The 15,250-nt window shown below is 74.1% G+C and carries 19 protein-coding genes; 8 read left to right on the top strand and 11 right to left on the bottom strand.

Annotated features, from left to right (window positions below; all coding sequences use genetic code 11):
- Positions 1 to 886 precede the first annotated feature (886 nt).
- Positions 887 to 1,207, bottom strand: coding sequence for a metalloregulator ArsR/SmtB family transcription factor (locus SLP03_RS00920; protein ID WP_319458527.1), 321 nt, complete (start codon positions 1,205 to 1,207; stop codon positions 887 to 889).
- A complete protein-coding gene (locus SLP03_RS00915) occupies positions 1,204 to 1,641 on the bottom strand; it encodes an SRPBCC domain-containing protein (RefSeq protein WP_319458526.1) in 438 nt (145 codons plus the stop codon). The genes SLP03_RS00920 and SLP03_RS00915 overlap by 4 nt, the downstream gene beginning before the upstream one ends.
- A 64-nt stretch (positions 1,642 to 1,705) precedes the next feature.
- On the opposite strand from SLP03_RS00915, the gene SLP03_RS00910 reads away from it, so the two are divergent.
- Both SLP03_RS00910 and SLP03_RS00905 read left to right on the top strand, forming a co-directional pair.
- Positions 1,706 to 1,846, top strand: a complete 141-nt coding sequence (locus tag SLP03_RS00910) for a hypothetical protein (RefSeq protein WP_319458525.1) — start codon at positions 1,706 to 1,708, stop codon at positions 1,844 to 1,846.
- Between the two features lie 60 nt (positions 1,847 to 1,906).
- Positions 1,907 to 2,824 carry a hypothetical protein gene (locus tag SLP03_RS00905; protein ID WP_319458524.1) on the top strand — a complete coding sequence of 306 codons (918 nt, stop codon included), beginning with the start codon at positions 1,907 to 1,909 and terminating at the stop codon, positions 2,822 to 2,824.
- A gap of 53 nt (positions 2,825 to 2,877) precedes the next feature.
- Here SLP03_RS00905 and SLP03_RS00900 read toward each other — a convergent pair whose 3' ends face one another.
- Positions 2,878 to 3,390 carry a GNAT family N-acetyltransferase gene (locus SLP03_RS00900; RefSeq protein ID WP_319458523.1) on the bottom strand — a complete coding sequence of 171 codons (513 nt, stop codon included), beginning with the start codon at positions 3,388 to 3,390 and terminating at the stop codon, positions 2,878 to 2,880.
- On the opposite strand from SLP03_RS00900, the gene SLP03_RS00895 reads away from it, so the two are divergent.
- From SLP03_RS00895 to SLP03_RS00880, 4 genes are all read left to right on the top strand, one after another.
- Positions 3,380 to 3,904, top strand: coding sequence for a hypothetical protein (locus tag SLP03_RS00895; RefSeq protein ID WP_319458522.1), 525 nt, complete (start codon positions 3,380 to 3,382; stop codon positions 3,902 to 3,904). The two genes, SLP03_RS00900 and SLP03_RS00895, sit on opposite strands and share 11 nt — an antisense overlap.
- A gap of 57 nt (positions 3,905 to 3,961) precedes the next feature.
- Positions 3,962 to 4,594 carry a serine hydrolase gene (locus SLP03_RS00890; RefSeq protein ID WP_319458521.1) on the top strand — a complete coding sequence of 211 codons (633 nt, stop codon included), beginning with the start codon at positions 3,962 to 3,964 and terminating at the stop codon, positions 4,592 to 4,594.
- Positions 4,591 to 5,859 carry an MFS transporter gene (locus tag SLP03_RS00885; RefSeq protein WP_413644131.1) on the top strand — a complete coding sequence of 423 codons (1,269 nt, stop codon included), beginning with the start codon at positions 4,591 to 4,593 and terminating at the stop codon, positions 5,857 to 5,859. Before SLP03_RS00890 ends, SLP03_RS00885 begins: the two co-directional genes overlap by 4 nt.
- An 84-nt stretch (positions 5,860 to 5,943) precedes the next feature.
- On the top strand, positions 5,944 to 6,477 hold the full coding sequence (locus SLP03_RS00880; protein ID WP_319458519.1) for a GNAT family N-acetyltransferase: 534 nt from the start codon (positions 5,944 to 5,946) through the stop codon (positions 6,475 to 6,477).
- A 9-nt stretch (positions 6,478 to 6,486) separates the two neighbouring features.
- Here the strand turns inward: SLP03_RS00880 and SLP03_RS00875 are convergent, their stop codons facing one another.
- From SLP03_RS00875 to SLP03_RS00855, 5 genes are read right to left on the bottom strand one after another with little or no spacing between them, the layout of a single operon-like run.
- Positions 6,487 to 6,744, bottom strand: coding sequence for a UBP-type zinc finger domain-containing protein (locus SLP03_RS00875; protein ID WP_319458518.1), 258 nt, complete (start codon positions 6,742 to 6,744; stop codon positions 6,487 to 6,489).
- A 28-nt stretch (positions 6,745 to 6,772) separates the two neighbouring features.
- Entirely contained in the window at positions 6,773 to 8,353 is a 1,581-nt protein-coding gene (locus SLP03_RS00870) for a Na+/H+ antiporter (RefSeq protein WP_319458517.1), read from the bottom strand.
- Positions 8,354 to 8,390: 37 nt separating this feature from the next.
- Positions 8,391 to 9,356 carry a TIGR03885 family FMN-dependent LLM class oxidoreductase gene (locus SLP03_RS00865; RefSeq protein ID WP_319458516.1) on the bottom strand — a complete coding sequence of 322 codons (966 nt, stop codon included), beginning with the start codon at positions 9,354 to 9,356 and terminating at the stop codon, positions 8,391 to 8,393.
- Between the two features lie 41 nt (positions 9,357 to 9,397).
- On the bottom strand, positions 9,398 to 10,810 hold the full coding sequence (locus SLP03_RS00860; RefSeq protein WP_319458515.1) for an NADP-dependent succinic semialdehyde dehydrogenase: 1,413 nt from the start codon (positions 10,808 to 10,810) through the stop codon (positions 9,398 to 9,400).
- A 13-nt stretch (positions 10,811 to 10,823) separates the two neighbouring features.
- Positions 10,824 to 11,078 carry a DUF6343 family protein gene (locus tag SLP03_RS00855; protein WP_319458514.1) on the bottom strand — a complete coding sequence of 85 codons (255 nt, stop codon included), beginning with the start codon at positions 11,076 to 11,078 and terminating at the stop codon, positions 10,824 to 10,826.
- 209 nt (positions 11,079 to 11,287) lie between these two features.
- Between SLP03_RS00855 and SLP03_RS00850 the strand changes: the two genes are divergently transcribed.
- Together SLP03_RS00850 and SLP03_RS00845 are read left to right on the top strand one after the other, a co-directional pair.
- Entirely contained in the window at positions 11,288 to 11,908 is a 621-nt protein-coding gene (locus tag SLP03_RS00850) for an antibiotic biosynthesis monooxygenase (RefSeq protein ID WP_319458513.1), read from the top strand.
- A gap of 108 nt (positions 11,909 to 12,016) precedes the next feature.
- Entirely contained in the window at positions 12,017 to 12,856 is an 840-nt protein-coding gene (locus tag SLP03_RS00845) for a GDSL-type esterase/lipase family protein (protein ID WP_319458512.1), read from the top strand.
- A gap of 55 nt (positions 12,857 to 12,911) precedes the next feature.
- Here the strand turns inward: SLP03_RS00845 and SLP03_RS00840 are convergent, their stop codons facing one another.
- The 3 genes from SLP03_RS00840 to SLP03_RS00830 all read right to left on the bottom strand — a co-directional run bounded on the left by SLP03_RS00840 (position 12,912) and on the right by SLP03_RS00830 (position 14,839).
- Positions 12,912 to 13,649 carry an EcsC family protein gene (locus SLP03_RS00840; RefSeq protein ID WP_319458511.1) on the bottom strand — a complete coding sequence of 246 codons (738 nt, stop codon included), beginning with the start codon at positions 13,647 to 13,649 and terminating at the stop codon, positions 12,912 to 12,914.
- A 34-nt stretch (positions 13,650 to 13,683) separates the two neighbouring features.
- Positions 13,684 to 13,830: a hypothetical protein gene (locus tag SLP03_RS00835; RefSeq protein ID WP_319458510.1), complete on the bottom strand. Its 147-nt coding sequence runs from the start codon at positions 13,828 to 13,830 to the stop codon at positions 13,684 to 13,686.
- Between the two features lie 109 nt (positions 13,831 to 13,939).
- Positions 13,940 to 14,839 carry a peptidase M23 gene (locus SLP03_RS00830; protein WP_319458509.1) on the bottom strand — a complete coding sequence of 300 codons (900 nt, stop codon included), beginning with the start codon at positions 14,837 to 14,839 and terminating at the stop codon, positions 13,940 to 13,942.
- Positions 14,840 to 15,250 lie beyond the last annotated feature (411 nt).

Below are 15,250 nucleotides of genomic sequence, written 5' to 3'. Positions count from 1 at the left end.
AGAGCTGGGCGGGGCGGCGGCGCGCGGCGGCACGTACGCGAGGGTGGCGGCCATGGACTCCGGCGAGCTGTCCGGCGCGGAGCGTCGGGTATGGACGGCGCTGCCGGCGGGGACGCGCGCCGCGCTGGCCGGTCTGCCCGCCGCAGATCTGCGGACGCTGCTGCTGACGGTTGCCCGGGACCGCGCGGCGACGGTGCGCCCGGCGGACGTGCTGCGGCACTGGCGGGAGGACCGTTTCGTCCGACCGTCCGACGCAGACCCGCGCGTCCGTCGGTTGCGCCCTGCGACTGACCCTTCGCGCCGGAACGTGGGAGGTCGGCGACGGCGGCCTCACCGACTGGACCGCCCGACTGACCGGCGACGCCAAGGAACGCTGCCTGGTCTCCTGCCTCGCCACCAAGCGCCTCGTCACAACCCGCACCGGGCGTAGTAGGGCCCGTTCCAGGGCACGCTCCGGAACGTGGTCAGCGTCAACGCCGGCAGGCCCTTCTCGGCGGCCCAACCGGCTTAGGTACCAACCCCGCCCCCTCGCTCGGGTCGGCGTCGACCGGGGATGTGCCGGCGAGACGCTATGAAGCTGATGACGCAAACGATTCAGCGGCGCGGACTGGCCGGCCGACGGTAGCCGGCCGGCCAGGGTCCGTGATTCACCGACGACATCAGCTCCATAGCGCACCGGCCGTCAGGTCGGTGCCGCCACGGCCCCGCTCGGTCCCGGGGGGAGGAGCCGTTCCGGGCCGGCACCTCCTTCCCGGTCAGCAGGGCCGACGACCGGCAAAGGACGTTGCTGCCCTCTCCAAGAACCGCACCGGCGGCATGCTGAGCCACACTCCGGCCGCCTGGCAGACATTCGTCAGCGGCCTCCCGGCTTCCCGCCACTCCTAGATCAGGGCTGTTCGGCCTGGCGCTTGAGCAGGGCCAGCCGCTCGTCCCAGGTGGCGGCCAGGCTGGTCATCCACGACGCGGTGGCGACCAGCGACTCCGGTCGCACCTGGAACCGCACCTCACGACCGGCCCGTATGCCGGCCACGAGGCCGGAGTCGCGCAGCACGCCGAGGTGCTTGAGGATGCCCTGCCGGGTCACCGGCAACTCCCGGGCCAGCGCGCTGGCCGTGGTCGGCGAGCGCCCGAGCAGCTCGAGCACCCGCCGCCGGGTCGGATCGGCCAGCGCCACGAACACCCGGTCGACGTCGACCGTGGTGGTCATGCCGGCTGCTGCGCCCGGTCGCGCAGGCTGTCCAGCTGCTCACCCCAGCCCTGGGTGTTGCCGTCGAAGCCCTTGCGGCGCACCTCCTCCGGAATGGGCAGGGCGGCGAACCCGGTCTCGACCACGGTCACCTTGACGGCCTCGGCCTCGGTGGCCAGATGGAACTCGACCAGCGTGGTGTTGTCATCGGCGAGGTCCTCCCCCGGGCTGGTGCTGGCCCACCGGAACGCCGCGTAGGTCTTCGGGTCGTAGCTCACCACCTGCACCGGGAACCGGCCCCACTGCTCGGATTCGCGCACCGCGATGGCCCCCGGCGTCCAGTCGGTCAGGGCCGGGGCCTGGCTCGGCACCCACCACCCCGGCTCGGTCACCAGGTCCCAGACCCGGTCCAGTGGCGCCTTGATGAGCACGGAGCGCTCGATGCGGTCACTCATGTGTGGTCTCCCTTCATCCGCAACTCCACAGTTGCACATCATCGGCCAATCTGCAACCCACCGGTTGCACTTAATCGACGGGTTCACCCGGCTGTGGCCCACCCTCGGCCTGGCGGTCGCGCACCTGTCGGCGTTCGGGCTGCTCGCCCTGGCGGTACGGCAGATTCCCGGCGTCGTCGTGCTCAACCTGGGCGGCGCCCACTGAGCCGGTGAGCCGCGGGGAAACCGGTGGACGCGGCTCGGCCCGTCCGCGATGGTGGCGGTCATGCACGCGGGTGAGCTGTCCGGCGCGGAGCGTCGGGTGTGGGCGGCGCTGCCGGCCGGGACGCGCGACGCGCTCGCCGGGATGCCCGCCGCGGACCTGCGTACCCTGCTGCTGACGGTGGCCCGGGACCGCGCGGCCACCGTACGGCCGGCGGACCTGCCGCGGCGGTGGCGCCAGGACCGCTTCGTCCGCCCGGCGCGGGTCGACCCCCGCGCGCTCGCCCAGGTCGAGGCGCGGATGTGGCGGCTGCTTCCGGCCGACGTCGCGGGCGTGGAGCTGTCGCCCGTCGCCCCGCTCGGCACCTGCTCCGCCATCGCCCCGGTGAGCCAGCACCGGATCGTCACCACGATGCGCGCCACCGAGGTGGTGAGCGATCCGACGAACGCCCTCGCCGTCGAGGCCGCCGAGCGCCGGGCCCGGGCCGCCGAGGTACACCTGGCCGCCGCGCACCGGGTGCTCCGGGCACAGGACTTCGGCCCCGGCGCGTCCGCCCACTTCCGGCTCTTCACGCTGGTGTCCAGCGCCCGCGACGCCGGTTCGGGGCGTACCGAGGCGCGACTGCTGATCCGCCACCTGACCTACTGGCGTACGGTCCTCGCCGAACTGGCGCCCTCGGCTGCGCCCCGGCTGCACGTCACCGCCTTCGACGCCCCGGTCCTGCGGGACCGGCTCGCCGACACTGTCCACCCGGCACTCGCCGCCGACCGAATCCCCCTGCTCGACGAGCCGGAGCGGGACCGGGGGCGGGGCTACTACGCCGGTGCCGCGCTGCGGCTCACGCTCCACGACGGGACGCTGGAGGTGGGCGACGGCGGCCTCACCGACTGGACCGCCCGGCTGACCGGTGACGCGAAGGAACGCTGCCTCGTCTCCTGCCTCGCCACCGAACGTCTCGTCACCCACCCGGTGGACCGATGACGGCGCTGGTCGTCCCGGCTGCACGGCGGTCCGGGGGCGTCGCTGAGGGCCGGTCAGCCGGCAGCGCGACGCATGGCGACCCGGTCGACGGGGTCCAGACCGATCGCCGTCTCGGCAGCCAGGATCTCGACCAGCCCCGGGGTGAGCTCCGTCGGCGCGAGCTCCCGGAAACCGCAGCGCGCGTAGTACGGCCCGTTCCACGGCACGCTCAGGAACGTCGTCAGCGTCACCGCCGGCACACCACGCTCGGCGGCCCAGCCGGCCACGTGGTCGAGCAATCCCCGCCCGATCCGCCGCCGCGCGTACGCCGGGTCGACGCTGAGCTGCTGGACGTGGGCGCAGCCGTCGACCAGATCGACCACCGCGAACGCGACCGGCCGGTCCTCGGCGTCCACCGCGACCCAGACCTGGCCGGCCTCTTGGCCCCGGGCGAGCACGTCCAGCGGGAGTGGCGGCATGTCGGCGACGTCGGTCATCCCGATTTCCCGGAAGGCCTCCCCCGAGGCCACCTCGATCCGTTGCAGCTCGGCCAACTCGGCCGGCCCGGCGATCCTGGTGCGTTCCACGGTCCCCGAGTCAACCAGAGCGGGCGCGGTCCGGGCCAGCGCTTTTCCGGCCCGGCGCCGTACCCTGCACCCCTGGGCGTACGTGCTTGTCGATGACGTCGAGCCCGCCGACGCGGTGCTGCTCGCCTGCGACCTGCTGGCCGCCGGCGTGGACGACGCGGCGGTCGTCGCCCTCGCCATCGAGTCCACGCGTTCCCTCCCGGAGCACCAGGCCGACCGGCTGCTGCGCGACATGCTCACCACGCTGGGTGTGCCGGAGCCGGGCCAGGCCACCGCCGCCCGCCTGGCCACCGTGGGCACCTGTGAGCGGCTGGCCGCCGGGACGCTGGCCGTGGAGCGCGGCGCCCACCGGCTGCTGGGCACCCTGACGCAGGAGCCGGACGACGCCGCGGTCACCCGGCTCCTCACCCTCCTCGACCGCTTGGAGTGCGACCTGCGCGGCCAGGCCGACCCGGCGCTCCGCGCGGAGATCCTCCACTTCGCCCGGGAGGTACGCGCGCGGCGTCCGATGTGACCGGCGTCGCGTCACTCGGGACCACCGGCCCCGCCCGGCCTGCCTAGGGTCGGCGTTATGACCGGCAACGAGGACGTCACGATCGAGGTCGACGCGCTCCGCGCCGCCGTCGCCCGGCAGGCCGAGCGGGTGACCGAGGGCGTCGACGACATGGCCCGGTACCTGGCCGCGCAGGTCGCCGACGAGTCGCACCGCGAGGTAACCGGTCCGCTGCGGTCCGGCTCCGGGGCGAGCGGCGTGATCCGCCACCGAGGCGAGGTCGTCGCCACCCGGGGCGACCCGACCACCCCGGAGATGCTGTTCAGCGGCACCAAGGCCGTCGTCGCCACCCTCGTCGGGGTGGCCTTCGACCGGGGCATGCTCGACCCGGCCGCGCCGCTGCTCGCCACCGTCGACCACCCGTCCCTTGCCGCCCTGCGGGTCGACGGGATCACCTGGGAGCACCTGCTCCAGCAGACCAGCGGCTGGACCGGCGAGCTGTGGGGCAAGCCGACCGGGGTGGACGCGCAGAGCCGGCGGGAGGGGTTCGAGCGCGAGGGCGCCCCCGGCACCGGCTGGGCCTACAACGACGTACGGGTGAACCTGCTCTGCCTGGCGCTGACGCTGCTGTTCCGCCGCCCGCTCGGCGACGAGGTCGCCGCACTCATCACCGAGGTCTCCGCCGCCGTCCCGGCCGCGGGCCGGCGCTGATGCGGCGGGACGGCTTCTCGCCGATCCCGCCGCCCGGGCGGCTGCGCACCCTCTCCCTGGCCACCCTGGCCAACACCGTCGGTTCGGGGCTGTGGCTGGCCGGCGCCGCGCTCTACCTCACGCGCGACGTGGGGCTCTCCGCCGCCTCGGTCGGCGCCGGGCTCACCGTCGCCGGGCTGGTCGGGCTGACCGCCAGCGTGCCGCTCGGCGGGCTGGCCGACCGGCACGACCCGCGTACGCTCCGGGCGGTCCTGCAACTGGGCCAGGCGGCGGTCGCCGCGGCGTACCTGCTGGTCGGCTCGTTCCCGGTGTTCCTCGCGGTGGCGGTGCTCGACGCGCTGCTCACCTCCGGCAACCTGGCCGTCCGTGCCGCCCTGGTCGCCGCCGTGGGCGGTCCCGACGGACGGGTGCACGCCTTCGCCACGCTGCGGGCGGTGGCGAACCTCGGCATCGCGGTGGGCGCGGGGCTGGCCGGGTTCGCGCTGGCCGCCGACACGCATCTGGCGTACCAGGTGCTGGTGGCCGGCAACGCGACCACCTATCTGGTGTCGGCGGCGCTGCTGCTGCGCTTGCCGGCCTACCCGCCCGCCCCGCAACCCCGGACGGCCGCCGCCCCGCGCCGGGCGCGGGCGCTGCGCGACGGACGCTTCCTCGCGGTGAGCGGGGCGTCGGCGGTTCTCGCCCTGCACTGGACGGTGCTCACGCTCGTCGTGCCGCTGTGGGCGGTGACCCGCGTCGGCGCGGCACCGCCCGTGGTGTCGGCGGTGCTGCTCACCAACACGGTGCTCACCGTGCTGCTGGCGGTACGGCTGAGCCGGGGCGCGGACGCCGCCGCCCCGGCGGCCCGGCAGCTCCGCCGGGCCGGCCTGGTGCTGGCCGCGGCGATGCTGCTCTACGCCGCCACCGCCGGGCTGCCCGCCGTCCCGGCGGTCGCGCTGCTGCTGGTCGCCACCGTCGTCTACACGGTCGGCGACCTGTGGCACGGCACGGCCGGGGCGGGGTTGGCCTACGACCTGGCCCCGCCGGACGCCGTCGGTGCCTACCAGGGGGCGGACGGGATGCTCGCCGGCCTGGCCCGGGCGGTCGGCCCGGCCCTGCTCACCCTGGTGGTGCTCGACGGCGGCGTGCCCGGCTGGTTGGCGGTCGGCGCGCTCTTCGCCATCGTCGGCCTGGCCACCCCGGCGCTGGTCCGGCGGGCGCTCGCCACCCGCCCGGCACCCGACGCGGAGGCTGCGGCGCCCACGCCGGCCGGCCGTGCCGGCTGAGCGTCGGTCTGTCCCGCCGCGCCGGCCGCCGGTGGCGGCCATCCGATGATCGACGGTCCGCGCCGGTGTAGCAGCATGGTCGGCATGACGGACCAGCAGACGATCGCCATCCGGCCTGGCGGGCCGGCCGACGCCGCCACGGTGCTGCGGCTGCTCGACCGCGCCACCGCCTGGCTGGTCGGGCGCGGCCGGACCGGCCAGTGGGGCACCGAGCCGGCGTCGACCGATCCGCGCCGGATCGCCCAGGCCGACGACTGGGCGGGGGGCGGCGGCCTGCACCTGGCGGTGCTCGGCGACACCCCGGTCGGCGCGTTGGTGGTCGGCGCCGCCACGGACTACGTGCCCCCGGCCACCGAGCCGGAGCTGTACGTCAACCTGCTGGTGACCGACCGGGCGCACGCCGGCCTGGGGATCGGGGTGCGGCTGTTGGAACACGCGGCGGAGCTGGCCCGGGCGCGCGGGCTGGGGCTGCTCCGGGTGGACTGTTACGGCGGCGACGACCGGGCGCTGGTCCGCTTCTACGAGGCCTGCGGCTTCACCGCCACCGACCCGTTCACGGTCGAGCGCCCGGGCCGGGAGCCCTGGCCCGGCCAGGTCCTCGCCCGCCGGCTCGACTGAGCCCGACGCTCAGCCGATCTCCTCGTCCACGAAGCACCAGCGCCACGCCTCGCCCGGCTGGACGGAACGCATCACCGGGTGCCCGGTGGACTCGAAGTGCTTCGTCGCGTGCTGGTACGGAGAGGAGTCGCAGCAGCCGACGTGCCCGCAGGTCAGGCAGGCCCGCAGGTGCACCCAGTCGGCGTTGCCGATGGCGACGCAGTCCGGACACTCGTCGGTGGTCTTCGCTTCGGCCGTGCCCGGCTCGGCCAGATGCTGGCAGCTCATCGGTCATCCTCCCGCTCGGCTCGCCGGCTCACTCGTCGGTCTCCTGACGCAGCAGCGACTCCTCCAGGTCCAGGTCGCGGTACGCGCGCACCAGCACCTCCTCGGGGATCTTCCCGGAGTCGCGGGCGGCCCGGAAGACCTCCCGCTCGGCGTCGATCATCTCCTGCCGCAGCCGACCGTACGCCTGGGACGGGGTTTCCCGCTCGGCACCCCCCAGCCGCTCCCAGGCCAGGTTGGTGCGGCTCTGCACCAGGCCGCGCAGCCGCTCGACGACGGCCGGGGGCGCCCCCTCGGAGAGCGCGTCGAGGCGTTCCCGGGCGGCCCGGCCGGCCTGCTGCTGCACCGCCGCGGCGGTGAGGGCGTCCTGCACCGGGTCGTCCGGCGGCAGCTTCAGCCGGCGGGCCACCGCCGGCAGGGTGGCGCCCTGCACCACCAGGGTCACCACGATCACCGCGAACGCCAGCCAGATGAACAGCGCCCGCTGGTAGGGCCGGTTCCCGGCGAGCGTCAGCGGCAGCGCCAGTGCGGCGGCGAGGGTGACCACGCCCCGCATTCCCGCCCAGCCGATCACGATGGGCACCTGCACCGGCGGGGACGGGTCCCGGCGGCGGACCCGGGGCACCAGGCGGCCCAGGTAGGTGGCGGGGAACAGCCAGGCGAACCGGGTCAGGAAGACGGCGAGCAGCACCGCGGCGGTGATCCCGACCAGGAATCCGGTCGGCTCGTCCAGTTCGCGTACCACCTCGCGCAACTGGAGGCCGACCAGCAGGAAGACCAGCCCCTCCAGCAGGAACCGGGCCAGTCGCCAGAACGCGCCGATCTGCAGGCGGGAGGCGGCCGACAGCAGCAGTGGCATCTTGTGGCCGATGCCCAGCCCGGTCACCACCACCGCGACCACCCCGGAGGCGTGGATCCGCTCCGCGGCGAAGACCACCGCGAACGGCACGATCAGCGACAGCGCGTTGTCCAGCAGCGGGTCGGTGGTGTGCTTGTGCAGGAAGCCGAAGAGCACCACGCCGAGCAGCCCGACGAGGATGCCGCCGCCGGTGGCGACCACCACCTCCTTGGCGACGTACCCGGAGCCGACGCTGCCGCCGGCCGCGCCGGCCGCGGCGATCGCCACCCGCAGCAGCACCAGCGCGGTGGCATCGTTGACCAGGCTTTCGCCCTCCAGGATGGTCACGATCCGGCGGGGCAGACCGACCTTCCGGGCCACCGCGGTGGCGGCGATCGCGTCGGGCGGCGCCACCACCGCGCCGAGCGCCAGGCAGATCGCGTACGGCAGGTCGGGCAGGAACAGGTGCACGACGGTGCCCACCACGAACGCGGTGAACAGCACCAGCCCGACCGCGAGCAACAGGATCGGCCGCAGGTTGAGCCGGAACGCCGGCACCGAGGTCTCCAGGGCCGCGACGTAGAGCAGCGGCGGCAGGATGCCCACCAGCACCAGGTTCGGGTCCAGCCGCACCTGCGGGAAGAACGGCAGGAAGGAGAGCCCGAGGCCGAGCACCACCAGCAGGATCGGGGCGAGCAGACCGAACCGGCGGGCCAGGGCCGCGCCGAACGTCGCGATCGCGAGGAAGACCACGACCTCGAACAGAGCTTCCATGGGGTACGAGCCTAGGGGTCGCGGCGGCGCCCGGTGATCAGGCGGCCGTCCGCAGTTTCGGCAGCACCTCGGCGCCGAAGGTGTCGATGAACGCCCGCTGCTCCTGCCCGACATGGTGCAGGGCGATCTGGTCGAAGCCGAGCGCCAGGTACTCCTCCAGCCAGCCGACGTGCCGGCCCAGGTCGGCGGAGACATGCACGGTGGAGGCGATCTTCTCCATCGGCACGTCCTCGCTGACCACGTCGAAGTGCTCGGCGGTGTCCAGGTCCCAGCAGATCGGCGGCGGGAAGACGTTGCTGCGCCACTGGTCGTACGCGATCGTCTCAGCCTCGGCCTGGTCGGGTGCCCAGCTCAGGTGCGCCTGGAGGTGCAGCGGCCCCCGCCCGCCGGCGTCCCGGTACGCGTCGATCATCCGGCGGAGGTGGTCGACGGGCGCGTTGACGGTGATCAGGCCGTCGGCCCATTCGGCGCACCAGCGAGCGGTGGCCACGCTGACCGCCGCGCCGATCAGCGCCGGGGGCTGCTCGGGGCGGGTCCACAGCTTCGCCCGGTCGACCCGGACCAGGCCGTCGTGGCTGACCTCCTCGCCGGCCAGCAGCGCCCGGATCACGTCGACGCACTCGCGCAGCCGCGCGTTGCGGACGTCCTTGCGCGGCCAGCCGTCGCCGGTGATGTGCTCGTTGCTCGCCTCGCCGGTGCCCAGCGCCGCCCAGAACCGGCCCGGGTACATCGCGCCGAGGGTGCCGATGGCCTGCGCGATGATCGCCGGGTGGTAGCGCTGCCCGGGCGCGTTGACGACGCCGAACGGCAGGTTGGTGGCCTGCAGGGCGGCGCCCAGCCAGGACCAGGCGAAGCCGGACTGGCCCTGGCGGGCGCTCCAGGGTGAGAAGTGGTCCGAGGACATGGCGGCGTCGAAGCCCGCCCGTTCGGCGTGGACCACCGCATCCAGCAGCTTGCCGGGGTGGATCTGCTCGTGGGACGCGTGGAAGCCGAACACCGTCATGGGGCCACCTCCTACCCATGACGGTGTCCGGCCAATCGCGGCTACTCGGAGTGCGCGCCGGCCCCGGCGGAGGCGACGCCCTCCCCCACCCAGACGGTCTTGGTGTTGCAGAACTCCCGCATGCCCACGGCGGACAGCTCCCGGCCGTAGCCCGAGTTCTTCACACCGCCGAAGGGCAGCTCCGGGAAGGACGTGGTCATCCCGTTGATGAAGACGTTGCCGGCGTCCAGATCGGTGGCGAAGCGCTCCTGCTCGGCCGGGTCGGCGGTCCAGGCGTTCGAGCCGAGGCCGAACGTGGTGCCGTTGGCCACCTCGATCGCCTCGTCGTACGACGACACCCGGTAGAGCCCGGCGACCGGGCCGAAGACCTCTTCGGACCACATCCGCATCCGCGGGGTCAGGTCGGTGACCACGGTCGGCGGGTAGTACCAGCCGTCGCCGGCGGGTTTCTCGCCGCCACAGAGGATGGTGGCGCCGTTGTCGACCGCGTCCTGCACCTGGGCGTGCACCTCGTCGCGGCCGTGCTCGCTCGCGAGGGGACCGACGTCGGTGCTGCCGTCCATCGGATCGCCGACCTTCAGCGCCGCCATGTTGGCGGTGAACTTCTCGGCGAAGGCGTCGAAGGCGTCGGTGTGCACGATGAACCGCTTGGCGGCGATGCAGGACTGGCCGTTGTTCTGGCAGCGGGCGGTGGTGGCGACCTCGGCGGCCCGGTCCAGGTCGGCCGACGGCATCACCACGAACGGGTCGCTGCCGCCGAGCTCCAGCACCGTCCTCTTCACCTCCCGGCCGGCGATCTGGGCGATCGAGCGGCCGGCGCTCTCGCTGCCGGTCAGGGTGGCGGCGCGGACCCGGGGGTCGCTGAGGATCCGGTCGACGGCCTCGGAGCCGACCAGCAGGGTGGTGAACGCGCCCTCCGGGAAGCCGGCCCGGCGGAACAGGTCCTCCAGGTAGAGGGCGGTCTGCGGCACGTTGGAGGCGTGCTTGAGCAGGCCGGTGTTGCCGGCCATCAGGGCCGGCGCGGCGAACCGCAGCACCTGCCAGAGCGGGAAGTTCCAGGGCATGACCGCGAGCACCGGGCCGATCGGCTGGTAGCGGACGAACGCCCGCTTCGCCTTCACCGCGGCGGCGTCGGCCGGCTCGTCGGCGAGCATCTGCTCGGCGTGGGCGGCGTAGAAGCGGCAGGCGGTGGCGCATTTGGTCACCTCGGCCTTGGCCGCGGCGTACGTCTTGCCCATCTCGGTGGTCATCAGCCGGGCGGTGTCGTCGCGTTCGGCGTCGAGCAGGTCCGCGGCGGCGTTCATCCACTGCGCCCGTTCGGCGACGGTGGTGCCGTGCAGGTCCCGGAAGGCGAGGTGGGCCCGCTCGATCGCGGCGTCGATCTGCTCTCCCGACATCGGGTCGTACGTCTTGAGGACCTGTCCGGTGGCGGGGTTGGTGGTGGCGATGGGCATTCTCGTACTCCTGTCACTCGAACAGCGAGTGCCGCGCGCCCGGTTCCTCGCGGTGGCGGGCGGCGCGTCGGCGCTGGATGACGATCAGGTCGACCACGGCCACGACGGCGAGGACCGCGCAGACGACGCCCAGCCAGGCCAGGCCGACCCAGAATGCCACCACCGCGAAGACGGTCATGGTCACCAGCCCGAAGGTGGCGAGCGCGAGCCGCAGGTTCAACGCGCTGTACGCGGCGTTGACCCTCCGGCGGGGCTGTGATCGCGTCATTGCTCCGACCTACCCGGCCCCCGTGGCGGCTAACCTGCGCCCGACGCCGTGCCGGCGCCCACCCCGCCCCCGGAGCCGGAGCCGGACGCCGGAGCTGGTGATACCGGCCACCGAGCGGGTATCCGGCGGAAGCGACCGCCCGGTGGGTTGCGTTACACCGGTACGCCGCGACCGGGCCGATCCGGACGGCGGCGGGAAGGATTGAGGGCATGACCATGACCCACACGGTGCCGGTGACCGTCGCCATCGCCCGGCGTGCCGATCCGGCGCGCACCGACGAGATGGTGGCGTGGATGCGGGCCGGCACGGCGCTGGCCGAGAGCTTCCCCGGCTTTCTGGGCGCCGGGTTCGTGCAGCATGCGCCCGGGTCGCCCGAGTGGCACATGCTGTACCGCTTCGCCGACGACGAGACGCTGCGCCGGTGGGAGGAGTCCCCGCAGCGGCACTGGTGGCTCACCTCGGCCCAGGGCATCGTCGAACACACCCGGGTCGAGCGGCGGACCGGCATCGAGGGTTGGTTCGACCCGCCGGTCGACCACGTGGTGGAGACCCTGGTCCCGGTCGACGCCGAGCCGGCCGTTCCGGTCACCCCGCCCCGGTGGAAGCAGGCGGTGACGATCTGGCTGGCGTTCTTCCCGCTGAGCCTCACCGCGACCCTGCTCACCGCCCGGTTCATCGCCGACGTGCCGCTGGCGGCGCGGACCCTGCTGATGACGCTCTGCCTGACCCCGCTGATGACCTACCTGGTGCTGCCCCGGATCACCCGGGCCCTGCACTGGTGGCTGCACGGCCAGCCGGCCCCGTGGCGGAACGGTCGGGTAGCACGCTGATTTTAACGACAGTTGTCAATGCCTGAAAGCTGACAGGAGCCGCTTCCCGCCCGTCGGCGCGCATAGGGTCACCGTGCCGTTGCTCTGCGCCGCCGGACGGGGGACGTGATGCCTCGACGCTGGGTCGCCGCCCTCGCCTGCCTGGCGGCGCTGGTCGCGATCGCCTGCGACGGGGCGGACGCCTCGCCGCGACCGTCGGGTTCCGCGCGTCCCGGCTCGCCGACGGCGATGTCGGCGCTCGGCGACTCGATCACCACCGGCTTCGCCTCCTGCCTGGTGCTGGTCACCTGCGAACGCAACTCCTGGTCGACCGGGAACGGCGTGCGGGTGAAGAGCCACTACCGGCGGCTGCGCGAGGGAAACCGGGAGCTGCGGGCGTACGACCGGGCAGAACCGGGGGCCCGGGCGACCGCGCTGGCCGGGCAGGCCGGCGCGGCGGTCCGCGACAAGGCGGACTACGTCACGGTGCTGATCGGCGCCAACGACGCCTGCCACGGCGGCATCGACGCGATGACCCCGGTCGCCACCTTCCGCGACCAGGTCGACCGGGGCCTGCGGGTGCTGCGCAAGGGGCGGCCCAAGGCGCGGGTGCTGGTCGTCAGCATCCCCGACCTGCACCGGCTCTGGGAGGTGGGGCAAACCGAGCCCCGGGCGGTACGGGCGTGGGCGCACGGCATCTGCCCGGCACTGCTGGCCGACCCGACCTCGACGGCGCCCGCCGCGGTGGCCCGCCGGACCCGGTTCCGGCAGCGGATCGACGACTACAACGCGCAACTCCGCGCGGCCTGCCGGGCGTACGGGTCACGCTGCCGGTGGGACGGCGGTGCCGCGCACCGGCTCCGCTTCGGTCTGGACCTGGTCAACACCCTGGACTGGTTCCACCCGAACGCCTCCGGCCAGGACCGGCTCGCCGACGTGAGCTGGCCGGCCGCCGGCTGGTCGGACTGACCGACGCGGCGCCGCCCGGCTCGACCGGGAGCGGCGCGGGAACCCGGCGGCCGGGTCAGGGGCGGCGCTGCCGGGGCAGGCCGTCCGGGCCGTTGCGGTAGAGGGCACGGGCCCGCTCGGCGAGTTCCTTGGTGGCCGAGGAGTTGGCCCAGGTGCCCAGGATGATCGCGGCACCGGGCACCACCTTGGCGACGACCCGCTTCGCCGCCCGCATCCCGGCCATCTGGGCCAGCCGGACGCCGAGCTGGAGCATCACCTTGCCCAGCGGGCGTTCCCCGGCCATCCCGAAGAGCACCCCGGCGCGTTCCCGCCCGGCGGCCACCCCGAGGGCGATCCGGGCGCTCTCGGCGACCTTGTGCACCCGCTGCAGCACCAGCAGGTCGGTGGCCCGGTCCGGGTGCACCGGGTCGACGCCGTACGCCGCCGCGACGTGCAGCACCAGCCGGGCCTGGGTCCAGGCCAGCACGCCCACGTCGATCACCGCGCCGGGCAGCCCGGCGGCGCCGGAGACCGCGCCGGAGAGCCGGGCCCGGTTGACGAACCGGCGGACCGCCTGGTCGGCCAGCTCGTCACCCGGGACGTCGGGCCGCTCCGAGCGCTCCCGGGCGGCCCACTGCGCCGCCTCCGGCCCGAGTCGCCGGACGGCCTCCAGGGCCAGGTGCTCGGGGGCGTACTGCGGGTCGTCCCGCATCCGGTCCCAGAGCGTGGCCGGCGGCGCCTCGGGGGCGTCGGCCGGCGCGGTGGTCGGGGTCGGGACGGTGGGCTCGCCGTCGACGGGCGCGGAGTCGGTCACCAGGGCTCCCGAGGTCGGTTCGCGGCGTACGGGGTCAGCGCCGGCGGCCGGACAGCCGGGCGGCGAGCTGCTTCAGCTTGCGCTGGTTCTCCGGCTTCGCCACCTCCCGCTGACCGCGCTCGACGAGCTGCTGACCGCGCGGCGAGCGCAGGAACGTGCTGATCCGTTGCACCAGTGACATGTCGTCCTCCTGTGGGCGGTCCCCATCATGTGTACCCGGAACCGGCAATACCTGGTACCCGGAACCGCCCTCCGGTAGGCGTCCACAGTAGGCGCCGACAGCGGCCCGATCAGCCGAGGATCGCGCCGACGACTTCCTCGGCCCGCCACTCGTGCTGGGCGTACGCGTCGGGGAACCCCGAGACCTGGACGGCCTGGGCGGCGACGGTCAGCGGCAGGTCCTGCCAGCCGGGGATCTGCTCCAGTGCGGCGAGGAACTGGCGGGTGGCGAACTTCGGGTCCATCAGGTCCCCCACCGCCCCCCAGCCGCTGCTGGGGCGCTGCTGGAACAGCCCGACCGAGTCGTGGTCCCAGCCGATCGCCTGGTGCGGGTAGTTCTGCGACTCGGGCAGCACCGCGCTGGCGTAGTTGTAGAGGTCGCTCTCCTGCATCGCGGTGGCCACCGCGATGACCAGGCCCCGGCGGGGCACGCCCATGTCCCGCCCGGCGCGCACGATCGCCTTGGCGTTGTCCATCTGGTCCTCGTCCAGGCCGGCCACCGGGGCGATCCGCGTCGGCTTGGGCTTGGGCTTGGGCTTGGGCTTCGGCTTGGCGACGGGCTTCTTCGTCGCCGACGGGGAGACGTCCGGGTCGGCGGTCTGCGCGACCGGCGCGGGCGTCTGGCGGGCGCTGCCCCGGGAGGCCGCGTCCGGGGTCGCCCGCAGGGCGACCTCCGCCGGCTGGGCGGGGGCCTCGGTGCCACCGACGGCGTCGGCGCCGACCTGGGTGAAGCCCACCAGTCCGAGGCAGCAGACCAGGCCGGTGGCGGCGGCCATCCGGGTTCGGCCGGGTCGGGCGCTGAGGGGGTTAGCGAACCCGCCGAGGCGGGTACGGAGGGAGTTGAGGCCGGAGAGCCGGGGGGCGGGGGGCTCAGAGAGGCTGGTTGACCGGTCGGCGGATGGGGTATCGTCCGAACGGTCAGCCGAACCGCCGAGGCCGTACTGGTCGTCGAGGGTGCCGTCGTCACGCATTTGACGAGGCTAGGCAGGGGGAGCGCCGGTCACCCAGCGCCATGGAGTGGCTCTTCCCACAGTTGCCCCCTCCCGAACCGGACCGGCCAGCCGACCTCGGGCGCGGCCGGGGCGATCCTCGCGGATCGGTCAAACCTCCGCCGGCTCACGAGTCGCGCCGCTCCGGGGAGGTAGCACGCGCCCGACGAGGACCCGGGCCATGAACGACTAACTAGTCCTTTCGGACGATCCACCGATCGACCGTACGGCGGCTGCGCGGTACAAGATCAGCCTATTGGCCCCGATTTGATCATCCGAGGCGCCGAATTGTGATCATCCAGCGGCTGCCGAGCTGGGTGCTGCCGGAATGGATCAGGATGGCGGGTACGTTGCCCGAACCGGGTGCCGTGCACGCACGGTCACCCGTACGCG

It is taken from the genome of Micromonospora sp. RTP1Z1, from assembly GCF_033804685.1.
Classification (GTDB): domain Bacteria; phylum Actinomycetota; class Actinomycetes; order Mycobacteriales; family Micromonosporaceae; genus Micromonospora.
The sequence above is the reverse complement of the archived record's forward strand: the minus strand, read 5'-3'. Positions and strand labels throughout refer to the sequence as shown.

Coding starts and splice junctions, on each gene's coding strand:
- SLP03_RS00920 (WP_319458527.1), bottom strand. CDS start 1,207: ATGACCACCACGGTCGACGTCGACCGGGTGTTCGTGGCGCTGGCCGAT.
- SLP03_RS00915 (WP_319458526.1), bottom strand. CDS start 1,641: ATGAGTGACCGCATCGAGCGCTCCGTGCTCATCAAGGCGCCACTGGAC.
- SLP03_RS00905 (WP_319458524.1), top strand. CDS start 1,907: ATGCACGCGGGTGAGCTGTCCGGCGCGGAGCGTCGGGTGTGGGCGGCG.
- SLP03_RS00890 (WP_319458521.1), top strand. CDS start 3,962: ATGACCGGCAACGAGGACGTCACGATCGAGGTCGACGCGCTCCGCGCC.
- SLP03_RS00880 (WP_319458519.1), top strand. CDS start 5,944: ATGACGGACCAGCAGACGATCGCCATCCGGCCTGGCGGGCCGGCCGAC.
- SLP03_RS00875 (WP_319458518.1), bottom strand. CDS start 6,744: ATGAGCTGCCAGCATCTGGCCGAGCCGGGCACGGCCGAAGCGAAGACC.
- SLP03_RS00870 (WP_319458517.1), bottom strand. CDS start 8,353: ATGGAAGCTCTGTTCGAGGTCGTGGTCTTCCTCGCGATCGCGACGTTC.
- SLP03_RS00865 (WP_319458516.1), bottom strand. CDS start 9,356: ATGACGGTGTTCGGCTTCCACGCGTCCCACGAGCAGATCCACCCCGGC.
- SLP03_RS00860 (WP_319458515.1), bottom strand. CDS start 10,810: ATGCCCATCGCCACCACCAACCCCGCCACCGGACAGGTCCTCAAGACG.
- SLP03_RS00855 (WP_319458514.1), bottom strand. CDS start 11,078: ATGACGCGATCACAGCCCCGCCGGAGGGTCAACGCCGCGTACAGCGCG.
- SLP03_RS00850 (WP_319458513.1), top strand. CDS start 11,288: ATGACCATGACCCACACGGTGCCGGTGACCGTCGCCATCGCCCGGCGT.
- SLP03_RS00845 (WP_319458512.1), top strand. CDS start 12,017: ATGCCTCGACGCTGGGTCGCCGCCCTCGCCTGCCTGGCGGCGCTGGTC.
- SLP03_RS00835 (WP_319458510.1), bottom strand. CDS start 13,830: ATGTCACTGGTGCAACGGATCAGCACGTTCCTGCGCTCGCCGCGCGGT.
- SLP03_RS00830 (WP_319458509.1), bottom strand. CDS start 14,839: ATGCGTGACGACGGCACCCTCGACGACCAGTACGGCCTCGGCGGTTCG.